Origin of the sequence: uncultured Meiothermus sp., assembly GCF_937863175.1 — a bacterium.
GTDB lineage: Bacteria > Deinococcota > Deinococci > Deinococcales > Thermaceae > Meiothermus.
In genome coordinates, this window is record NZ_CALMCQ010000152.1 from 1 (window position 1) to 9,887 (window position 9,887).

Here is a 9,887-nt window from a genome sequence, read left to right on the forward strand (position 1 = left end):
CAGGCCATCGCGCTCGACGATCACGCCCGCGGCGTCGCCGCTTTCCAGCATCTTTTCCAGGTACCAGGCCACATGCTTGCGAGCAAAACGCACACCCTGATAATCACCATAAAATTGGTGAAGGGCGTGCACATGCTCGAGCACCAAGGCGCGCACCTCTGACAAGGTGGGTGCGGTGGGGGCCTCTTTGGTGCGCGGAAGCAGCGGCGTACAGGTCAGCCTGCGAACCCTGACCGAGGGGGCCTTGATCCGCTACACCACCGACGGCTCCGAGCCCGATTGGCGCAGCCCCTGGTACAGTGCCCCGCTGACCCTCAGCCCCAGCGCCCGCCTCCGCACCATCGCCATGCGCTCGGGGCTGGGCAATTCCCCCATCCGTGACATCCCCCTGAGCGGCGCAGGGTTGACCCCGACCCCCACTCCCGCCAGCCGCACCATCACCTACGCCGCCAGCAACGAGATCTTCCCCAACCCCGAGCGCGGCTTCCGGCGCGGGGTGCAACTGATCGGCTTCGGCGACCTCGCCGGGGAACGGGCTCGCGGCAACACCCTGCTGCAAGCCTACGTGCGCTTGCAGGACTTCAAGAGCGGCCCCATCCCCCAGGGCTACCTCGAGCAAATCCGGGGCCAGCTCGAGGCCGTCCGCAGCCACGGCCTCAAGGTCACGCTGCGCTTCTGGTACACCTGGAATCCGGCGGAGGCCGACGCGCCCAAGTGGGTGGTGCTGGAGCACATCCGCCAACTGACCCCGATTTTGCGCGAATACAGCGACGTGATCCTGGCCCTGCAATCGGGCTTCATTGGGGCCTGGGGGGAGTGGCATTCCAGCCTCTCGGGCCTGGACAATCCTGGCGACAAGCGGGAGATCTTCAACCTGCTGGCCCAGGCCCTGCCCAGCCGCCGCGTCCAACTGCGCACCGTGGCCGACCTGCGCCTGATCGCCCCCAGCGGCAGCGAGGCCGTGGTGGCGCGACTGGGCCACCACAACGACTGCTTCATGGTCAACCAGTCCGACGCGGGCACCTACGCCTGGGACGGCGCGGCCCGCGACGACGACCGGGCCTACTTGCAGCGCCTGACCGCGCAGGGGGTTCCGGTGACCGGCGAGATGTGCGGCGACGTGCCGGAGTCGGGCTCCGACCCCTACAACCGCCGCACGCCCGAGGGCCAACTGGCCGAGCTCGAGCGCTTCCGCTGGACCAGCATCGCCAACGACTTCGGCCCGGTGGAGCGCTGGCGGCAGTGGGGCATCTACGACACCATCAGCCGCCGCCTGGGCTACCGCTACCGCCTCTCGAGCGCCACCCTGCCCGGCCAGGTCAGCCCCGGGGGCCGCCTGGTGGGCCAGCTCAACCTCGCCAACGACGGCTTCGCCGCCATCGCCAACCCCCGCCCGGTGCGCCTGGTGCTGCGCGAGCGCTCCAGCCGCGCCACCGTGTCCCTGGACATCGCCGATGCCCGCGACTGGAGGCCGGGGGCCAGCCAGGTCGGGCTGAACCTGGCCCTGCCCGCCAGCCTCGCACGCGGCACCTACGACCTGTTCTTGCACCTGCCCGACGAGTCCTTCCGCCTGGCCAACCGGCCCGAGTACGCGGTGCGGCTGGCCAATCCCGATTCGTGGGAGTCCGGCACGGGGTACAACAGCCTGAACGCCACCGTTCAAGTTCAGTAGCAAATCTTTGAACAACCCGCCCCACACGCCTCACCCGGTCGTGTGGGGTCGTGCTTAATCAAAACCCTGTTTGTTCTGGCCTCCTCCTTGCCAGATTAGCGGCACGAACCGCTACAGCCTAGCCCTCGGCGCGGAAAACCGCCGCGCCGAATCCAGTGGGTCAAGGGGCTAGGCTTCCGCGAACCCTGCCGCTAAAGGCATCTGCCAAGGAGGCCAGGAACAACGGCGGTTGTACGGGCGAGTGAGCAAGCCCTTTCGCCCCGCTGGGGGATCTGCCAGCGACTCGAGGACAACATGACCCAAATACCCGTGAGTGGCAACGCCAGCCCTGCTTTGGTGGTCTGTGCGCTTCCACGCGCCACCGCGCTCCATCTGGTTGCACCTGCCGCAAGTCTGGCCCTGCCGATTTCCGAGGCGCTGTGGGAGGGCCTCGAGCAGTCTTATGGCGAGGCCGAGGTCTGGCTGGGATTCAACCCCACGCAGGCCGTAGGTTTGTTTGTTGACCTTTGCCTCACTTTGGGTCGCGGGGAGGGGAGCCCTGCGTTGGCGCAGCTCTACGCCGCGCTGAGGGGAGCCCTCGAGGGGTCTTGGGCTGGGTTGTCGAAATCCGCTTAGGAACTCTATGACCCTGCGCGATTGGGCGGTTGCTTACGCAGAGCGAAGTTTACCTCTGGTTCCACTCAGACCGCGCAGCAAGGCGGCGAGGTATGCGCGGTGGAACCAGAAGCCCCTCACCACCCCGGCCCAGGCCGAGGCCCACTGGCAGCGCTACCCTGACGACAACATCGGCCTGCTGCATCTGCACACGGCGGTGCTGGACGTGGACGACTGGGCGGCAGCACGGGACGTATTTGAGGTGGCGGGGATCGTGGCGGAAGAGCTGCTCGAGGGCTTTTGCATCGAGGGCAAGAAGGGGGTCAAGCCGCTGTTCCGGCGACCGCCGGGCCAACTCACGACCCGCGCCCTCTCGTGGGCTGTGGGCCGGGGCCGCCGCAACGTCCTCGAGCTACGCACCGGGCTGGTACAGGACGTGCTGCCGCCCTCGATCCACCCCGACACTGGGATGCCCTACAGGTGGCGGCCTCGGGTGCCCCAGAGCCTCGAGGAGTTGCCCGAGATGCCCCACGGTCTGCTAGACCTTTGGCAGCACTGGGAGGAGATCAAGAGCGAGCTCGAAGCCCTGTCGCCGGACTATCAACCGCCGGAGCCGAGGAGCAACTCGAGGCCCAAAAAGGGTGTGTCCAAGGCTGGTCTGCACGAGCTGATCTGTGCCTTCAACGCCCGCACCGACATCGGCGGGCTGCTGCTCGAGCACGGCTATGTAAAGCAGGGTAAGCGCTACCTGGCCCCCGGCTCCAGCAGCGGTGTCGCGGGGGTTTCTATAGCCACCGTCGGCGGCAAGCAAAAGCTCTACTCACAGCACGCCTCTGACCCGCTCTCGGCCCAGCTTCACGACGGCCACGCGCTGGATGCCTTTGACGTGTGGTGCGTATTGGTGCATCGGGGCGATAGAGGCAAAGCCTTGCAGGCCCTGTCGGCAGGGGAGGGGAGATGAGCGCGGAAACTCGAGAAGGTTTTGAACGGGGAGGGATTATGAATCAAGTTCTGGTGTTGGTTGAGGGTGGCATGGTGAGCGAAGTGTCGGACTTTGACGGTGAAGTTTCGTCGGTGGTAACTGACAGCGACAACCGCCAGGCTGAGGGGGTAGTCGCTTATGTGCTTCGGCTGGATGGGGAGCGCATTCTAAGCATGGACGAGGCCGACTGGTTTGGTCTTGCCGAAGCCTGCTTTGATTCGGTCTTTGATGCGGTGAAGGCTGCTGAGGTGCTGGTCAAATCGGGAAGGGTGGCGCGGGTAGACCTCGAGGCCAGGGGAGAAGGCGGGGAAGTGGTGTCGGTGAGTGCGTTGTGGTCGAGGCTCGAGGCCGTCTAACCGCCGAAAATGCAACAAGGTTGTGACCCCACAGTTTGATTGTGGGGTCTTTGTTTGCTCAGCGTGCGGGAGGTTAACCTGCTGTCTGGAGTATGCAATCTACTTGACTTTATAAAAAGATTTAGTATACTATGGTATGTACATAACCGCCGCTGGATACCGCGCAACTTTGGCTGCCGTTTTGGTGGATGACCGCCGCTTAGTGCTGGCCTCGACGGTGGGCAGCCGCGAGGGGGTACACGCCATCACCGCCCGTCTGTTCAAGCACGAGTCGGTTTTGCTGATGGCTTTAGGAGGCGGCAGCCGCCACGTCGGCCTTAACCCCATGAGCAGCTACACCAGCAAGGGCGAGCGCCTGCCCTGCGGCAGGTGGCACACCCTGATGTACGACAGGAAGCTGCTCGAGTCGGGCTACTTGGTGGGGAGAAACCTACCTCACATTCAGGAGCAATTCTTTGCTTGGTTGAACACTGCCTACGAACTTCCCTTGCACAAAAGTTGGGCCGGGTGGCTGTGGGACTGGGCGGTGGCCCACGCTATGATTACCCCCCTCGAGGGCTTCGGGATGATGGGGGCCAAGGTAAAGACCCACCACCTGCTCGAGCAGGCCGTGAGGCAAGCCGTATACACGGGCGAGCTGCGGGTCGAGGACATGGGGTGGGAGGTGGCCCATGCGGCTTGAGGGACGGGCACAGGCGGGTTTTTACCCGACCCCTGAGAGCGTGCTGGCCCTCATCGCTACCCACTTGGGGCGCAACTACAACAGCAGCCTGCTTGACCCCTGTGCGGGTGAAGGGGTGGCGGCTGCCAAAATCGGGCGGCAGATCGAGGCCCACACCGTGGGGATTGAACTCGAGGCGGGGCGGGCCGCGCTGAGTAAGAACCGACTCAAGCAGGTTTTTCAAGGCGATGCGTTTGACCATAAGGCCGAGGGCTTTTCGCTGCTGTTCCTCAACCCCCCGTATGACTACACCGACGGCGGCGAGCGCCTCGAGGTCAAGTTCTTGCGCCACTACCTCTCGAGCCTCGTGGTCGGCGGGGTCTTGATCTACATCATCCCCGAGCACTACTTGGAGGCCGCCAAGGGGGTACTCACCACCTGGTTTGACAAGCTGTCTATTTACCGCTTTCCCGAAGAAGAGTACAAGGCGTACCAGCAGGTGGTAATTTTCGGGGTCAAGCGTGGGGGTGCTTTGAGCGCGGGTTTGCCAGCGGTGGAGCCGCTCGAGGGGGGTGAGTTCGAGTACCGCATTCCCCAAGGACGGGGGGCCGAGGTCTACATGGCGGGGATGGACGAGGCCCAGATGGTGGCCGAAGCAATGCAGGGCAAAGCCTGGAATCTTTTATGGGATGCTGTCAAGGTGGAGAGCCTCGAGGGGGCCAGACCGCTCTTGCCCTGGCGCGAGGGACACCTGGCAATGCTGGTTGCCGGGGGCTTGGTCAACGGCACGGTGATAGCCCACCAGGGCCAGCGATTCTTACTGCGGGGCATGGTTAAGAAAAACACCCGCACGGTGAGCGAGGGCAACCAGACCCGCGAGACCGAGTATCTGACCAGCAGCATCACCATGCTCGACTTAAAGAGCGCCGAGCTGATAAAAGTGGAAGAGCAGAGCAAGGAGTTAACACCCATCGAGAACTGAGCGCCAGCCCCCAACCGGGGGCTTTTCGTTATTAGCAAAACACATTTGACTTTATAAAAAGATTTAGTATACTAAGATGTGCAATTCGCTGACACCTCAATGAACCTTGCCGACTTCATCGGCACTTATGGCGAGGCCATCAAAGGCTCCCTTAGCAATCTGTACCCGCCACACGTTGAGCTGGGCCAGCATCCTGTAGAACTGCCCAGCCTCAAGCGCCGCCCCCTCGGTCGTCAAGCCGACGCGCTGAAAGCCCTCGAGCACTCCCTCAAGGTCAACAAGGGCACGCTGCTGGTTGCCGAGATGGGAAGCGGGAAAACCTATCAAGCCATCGTTGCTGCCCAACTGGTGCAGTTCAAACGAGTCTTGGTGCTGTGCCCACCCCACCTAGTAGAAAAGTGGGTACGGGAGGTGCAGGTGGCGTTGTCAGGGGTACATGCCCAGGTGGTGCGTAGTGTGAGCGACCTCGAGGAAATCCACCGCACGGGCCGCGAGGGTTTTTTCGTGATGAGCCGAGAGACGGCCAAGCTGGGGAGCTACTGGGAGCCTGTGTTGCACTACCGCAGCTTTGGACATGCGGGTTCCCGCTACAAGGCCCTGTGCTGCCCCGCGTGTGGGCAGGAGTTACTCGAGAAAGAGGAGCGCTTGCACCGGGCCGACCTCGAGGACACCAAGCGCTACTGCAAGGCCGAGATTCGCGGCAGGGACAACCGTGGCGAGCAGACCACCCGCACCTGTAACACGCCCCTTTGGCAGGTCAGCAACCAAGGCCCCCGCCGCTACCCGCTGGGCGAGTACATCAAGCGCAAGATGCCCCGTGGGTTCTTCGGGCTGTTGATTTTGGACGAGGTGCAAGAGTACAAGGCCACCGAGAGCGCACAGGGCCGCATTGCGGGGTCATTGGCTGAGGTCTGCGGTCGGTCGTTGGCCCTCACGGGTACTTTGTACGGCGGCTATGCCTCCAACCTCTTTAGCCTGCTGCACCGCTTTAGCCCCGCCATCCGCAAACAATTCAATTACAGCGAGGAGGCTCGCTTTATCCAGTATTACGGCCTGGTAGAAGAAATCACCACCTACGCCGAGCAGGAGGACGGGCGCAGCAGCGGACGCAAAAGCGCCACCGTGCGGAGCCGCGAGATTCCAGGGGTCTCGCCCCTCTTGCTACCGCGTCTGCTGGATAACGTGGTGTACCTGCGCCTGAGCGACATCAGCGACCACCTGCCCTCCTACAGCGAGGACGTGGTGATGGTGGAGCTGGGGGCGCAGCGCGAAGCGTACCGCGAGTTCGAGGGAGCGCTGACCCAAAAAGTCAAGGAAGCCCTGCGCATGAAGGACAGGCGACTGCTGGGGGCCATGCTGCAAAGCCTCTTGCACTACTGCGATACGCCCTACCGGGGCGAGGAAATCACGGTCAAGGACAAGTTTGGCAAACGCCACACCGTGCTTACCGCCCCCGCCCTGAGCGCGGAGGAAATCTACCCCAAAGAGGGGCGGTTGCTCGAGGACATGCGGGCCGAACGGGAACAGGGCCGCCGGGTGTGGGTGTACGTTCAAGGAACCGAGAAGCGCGACATCACCAAACGCCTGCGCGACCTGCTGACCGAGCGCGGCCACCGGGTGGCGGTGCTCAAAAGCACCACCGTACCCGCCGAGAAGCGCGAGGCGTGGGTGGAACGTCAGGTAAACGCAGGTGTGGACGTGGTGATCTGCCACCCCAAGCTGGTACAGACGGGCCTCGACCTGATTGACTTCCAGACTTTCATTTTCTACCAGGGCGAAATCAGCACCTATGTGATGCGGCAAGCCTCGAGGCGCGGCTGGCGCATCCCCCAGAAGCAAGCCGTGAAGGTCTTGCACTACGTATACGCGGGTACTTTGCAAGAGCGGATGTTGAGCCTCATCGCCCGTAAGGCCCAGTGCAGCCTTGCCTTGGAGGGCGAACTGAGCAGCACGGGGCTGGATTCGATGGTCGTTGAGGACACCTTTTTGGCCCTGGCCAAGAGCCTCGTCAGGGCCGAGAAGATCGAACGGGTGGTCTTTAGCACGGTTGAGGCCGACCGCATGATTGGCGAGAACCCACCCGTCACCGCCCTAGTGACCGCCCCCAAGGTGGTGAGCCTGAGTGAGTTGCCCCAGGTGGTGTACTTCGATGCCCCAGTGACCTTGGGTACGGGCCGCAGGAAAAAGGTGGTGGGTTCGGAGGTGGGGATGTTGTTCGATGTGAGGGCGGCCTAGCCGCCCCCCGAGAAAGGAGACACTATGCGTGGACGTGCTTATTTTGCGAGTGAGTTTGAGTACCCTGGCTTTTGGCAGGGCAACGGTCTGGTGGAGGTCAGCGTGTATGTGGACGGCTTGGGCGGCTGCATGGTACTGCTGCACGACCACGACCAACACGAGAACACCTCCGTCACCAACGCCATCGAGACGGTCTGCCACAAGGTCAAGACCGAGGTGGTGGAGACCCTCGAGCTGCCCACCGTGGGCGGCTTTATACGGCCCAGAGCTGAGAACACCCTCTGGGTTCATTTCAGCGAGGCGGACAAGATGTACAGCAAGGTGGGATTTCACGACCGGGTGCAGTTCGTGGCCCCCAATTGGCGCTACATCGCCCAGCCTTGGTTGGACGAGTTGAGTAGCCAGTACGGGGTGGAGCCTGGGTTGCAGCAAAAGCCCGTCATGCTCGAGGAACGAGCATGAACCAGCACGGCCTGTGGGATTTTGCCGGGGGTGAGTCGCCCTTGGCAGTTGGGGCCATCGTGCTTCAGCGGGGCGCGGTGCAGTACGACTTGGTGGTTCCCTGCTGGCAGGTCTGCGACATCAGGATGTGGGCCGGGCGCAGCTTGTACCACTGCTTGGCCGTGCCTGTGGGCTGCTACGGGGAGTTTCGCCGCAGCTTTAGGCGGGAGGAACTGGGGGACAGTGGGCTGGTCTGGCCCGTGGCCAGCCTCGAGGAGATGGACGGGTGGTTTGAGGGGGTGGGTCGGCCAGGGTGGCGGATGGAGGCCCAGAGCTTGACGCGGGACGGCACCATCGCCGATTTTTACCCTTCGCCTGTTGGGGTTGTCGAGCGCAGCGGCCCCATCAACGGCGGGGGCCGCATCTGCTATGTGCGCTACCCTCCGCTGCCGCAGGAGCTGGCGCTGGTGCAGTCCCTCGAGGGGCGGGGCGTGTGCTGGCGGGCTTATACAATGGGGAGAGATGTCGAAGCCTCAGACCAAGCGAACCCTCGAGCAAATCCTCACCGAGGACAGGGTTTGGACGGCGGTGGAGGTGAAGACACAGGGGCTTCCGCCGTCGGCGGTGGGCACCAGGAAAGCCTTCTCGCAGGTTGACTTGAAGCTGATCTACGCCTACAAGCAGGACTGGACGCTGGCCGAGCTGAAGCGCTACGGCCTGCCGCTCTACTGGAACAAGGGGTGGCTCGAGCGGGCGCTCAAGGGCAAGACCCAGGAGGAGGTCGCCAGGGAGGCGGGCTGCTCCACCGCCGTGATCGGCCAGTGGGCCAAGCGTCACGGACTCCTGCCGCAGCGGGCCAGGCGGGGGACTTACGTCGGCAGGGAAGGGGAGATCAAGTCCGCCTTCAAGGAGAACCCCGGCGGCGGCCACAAGGCGGTGTCGGAAAGGCTGAACGTCCCGCTCAACAAAGTGCATCAGGTGTTGCGCCGCCCCAAGACCGCCGAGCGCGTTCAGGTGGTGGTTCGCCTCGAGGACGCATGGCTCGAGCAGATGGATCAGAGGCGCGACGAGCATCTCAGGACGCGAACCGACTGGGTTGAGGACGCACTGCAAGACTACCTGCAAGGCGGGGATCGGGGCGGCCTCGAGCTCGCCGAAGGCCGTAAGTTCTCCAAGGTGAAGCTGTACGTAGACGCGAACCTTTTGGCCGAGCTGAAGCGGCGAGGACAAAAACAGACGCAGACCATAAGGGCCGCTATAGCGAAGGGCCTCGAGAAAAAGCAGAGGTAGCGACCTGCTCACAAGTCGGGCAAGAACCAGGATGCGCTGGTCGGCGGCACCCCTACGCTTTAGTTTGACTGGCCGCTGGCTGTGCCAAAAGGCCGCGCACAGGCATGGTTTGGCTGACGAGCCGGGGGCATTCGCCACCACAACGCGATGGCTAGGCGAGGCTCGAGCCGAGGCCGGGGCGTGTCTCCGGCGGCGGCGCACGGTCGGGGTTCGGGCGCGTCGAGGTGCCGCCCGGCGGCTCGGGGCGGCGGGAACTGGGGTACGTTCGGCGCGGCGGGCGTGTGATAAGTTGATAGTGATATGCCCGTATCAACACCGGCGGACGCCGAGGCCTGCGAGACCAACGTCCTTCACCCTGCGGCGGTGGCGATGGCCAGGGGCGCGATGCCCCCGGCGGAGCTGATCGGCGGGGCGTCCGAACTCCTCAAGGCCGTGGCCGACCCCACCAGGATGCGCATCCTGGTGGCCCTGCAAGCGGCGGGCGAACTCTGCGTCTGCGACCTCTCGGCGGTGCTGGGCATGAGCGACTCGGCGTCGCTCGACAATGTGCTCGAGTATTTCGTGATGGCGGGGATGAGCCTGCCGCACGCTCTGGCAATGCTCGTGCCCGAGTCGTTCAACGACCGCAACCCGATTTCGCCGGGGCTGAAGGCGTTCTACGAGTATCATTCGAT

General features: G+C 63.7%; 10 protein-coding genes and 1 pseudogene. 10 read left to right on the top strand and 1 reads right to left on the bottom strand.

Annotated features, from left to right (window positions below):
- Nucleotides 1-156, bottom strand: a pseudogene (locus Q0288_RS18055) (hypothetical protein); the annotation flags it as partial.
- Between the two features lie 19 nt (nucleotides 157-175).
- On the opposite strand from Q0288_RS18055, the gene Q0288_RS05990 reads away from it, so the two are divergent.
- The 10 genes from Q0288_RS05990 to Q0288_RS06035 all read left to right on the top strand — a co-directional run.
- On the top strand, nucleotides 176-1,672 hold the full coding sequence (locus tag Q0288_RS05990) for a DUF4832 domain-containing protein (protein WP_299428650.1): 1,497 nt from the start codon (nucleotides 176-178) through the stop codon (nucleotides 1,670-1,672).
- Nucleotides 1,673-1,966: 294 nt separating this feature from the next.
- Entirely contained in the window at nucleotides 1,967-2,287 is a 321-nt protein-coding gene (locus Q0288_RS05995; protein ID WP_299428653.1) for a hypothetical protein, read from the top strand.
- 7 nt (nucleotides 2,288-2,294) lie between these two features.
- Nucleotides 2,295-3,227 carry a bifunctional DNA primase/polymerase gene (locus Q0288_RS06000; RefSeq protein ID WP_299428656.1) on the top strand — a complete coding sequence of 311 codons (933 nt, stop codon included), beginning with the start codon at nucleotides 2,295-2,297 and terminating at the stop codon, nucleotides 3,225-3,227.
- Between the two features lie 38 nt (nucleotides 3,228-3,265).
- Nucleotides 3,266-3,604, top strand: a complete 339-nt coding sequence (locus Q0288_RS06005; RefSeq protein ID WP_299428659.1) for a hypothetical protein — start codon at nucleotides 3,266-3,268, stop codon at nucleotides 3,602-3,604.
- Between the two features lie 136 nt (nucleotides 3,605-3,740).
- Entirely contained in the window at nucleotides 3,741-4,286 is a 546-nt protein-coding gene (locus Q0288_RS06010) for a hypothetical protein (RefSeq protein ID WP_299428662.1), read from the top strand.
- Entirely contained in the window at nucleotides 4,276-5,247 is a 972-nt protein-coding gene (locus Q0288_RS06015; RefSeq protein WP_299428665.1) for a DUF6094 domain-containing protein, read from the top strand. Before Q0288_RS06010 ends, Q0288_RS06015 begins: the two co-directional genes overlap by 11 nt.
- Nucleotides 5,248-5,325: 78 nt before the next feature.
- The gene (locus Q0288_RS06020; protein WP_299428668.1) at nucleotides 5,326-7,482 is read left to right on the top strand and encodes a DEAD/DEAH box helicase; all 2,157 of its coding nucleotides are present in this window, start codon (nucleotides 5,326-5,328) and stop codon (nucleotides 7,480-7,482) included.
- Between the two features lie 24 nt (nucleotides 7,483-7,506).
- Entirely contained in the window at nucleotides 7,507-7,944 is a 438-nt protein-coding gene (locus Q0288_RS06025; protein WP_299428671.1) for a hypothetical protein, read from the top strand.
- 501 nt (nucleotides 7,945-8,445) lie between these two features.
- Nucleotides 8,446-9,213 (top strand): hypothetical protein, encoded by a 768-nt coding sequence (locus tag Q0288_RS06030; RefSeq protein WP_299428674.1) that lies wholly within the window; start codon nucleotides 8,446-8,448, stop codon nucleotides 9,211-9,213.
- A gap of 300 nt (nucleotides 9,214-9,513) precedes the next feature.
- The coding region (locus Q0288_RS06035) for an ArsR family transcriptional regulator (protein ID WP_299428677.1) at nucleotides 9,514-9,887 on the top strand (374 nt) is incomplete at its 3' end.

Coding starts and splice junctions, on each gene's coding strand:
- Q0288_RS05995 (WP_299428653.1), top strand. CDS start 1,967: ATGACCCAAATACCCGTGAGTGGCAACGCCAGCCCTGCTTTGGTGGTC.
- Q0288_RS06000 (WP_299428656.1), top strand. CDS start 2,295: ATGACCCTGCGCGATTGGGCGGTTGCTTACGCAGAGCGAAGTTTACCT.
- Q0288_RS06005 (WP_299428659.1), top strand. CDS start 3,266: ATGAATCAAGTTCTGGTGTTGGTTGAGGGTGGCATGGTGAGCGAAGTG.
- Q0288_RS06010 (WP_299428662.1), top strand. CDS start 3,741: ATGTACATAACCGCCGCTGGATACCGCGCAACTTTGGCTGCCGTTTTG.
- Q0288_RS06015 (WP_299428665.1), top strand. CDS start 4,276: ATGCGGCTTGAGGGACGGGCACAGGCGGGTTTTTACCCGACCCCTGAG.
- Q0288_RS06025 (WP_299428671.1), top strand. CDS start 7,507: ATGCGTGGACGTGCTTATTTTGCGAGTGAGTTTGAGTACCCTGGCTTT.
- Q0288_RS06030 (WP_299428674.1), top strand. CDS start 8,446: ATGTCGAAGCCTCAGACCAAGCGAACCCTCGAGCAAATCCTCACCGAG.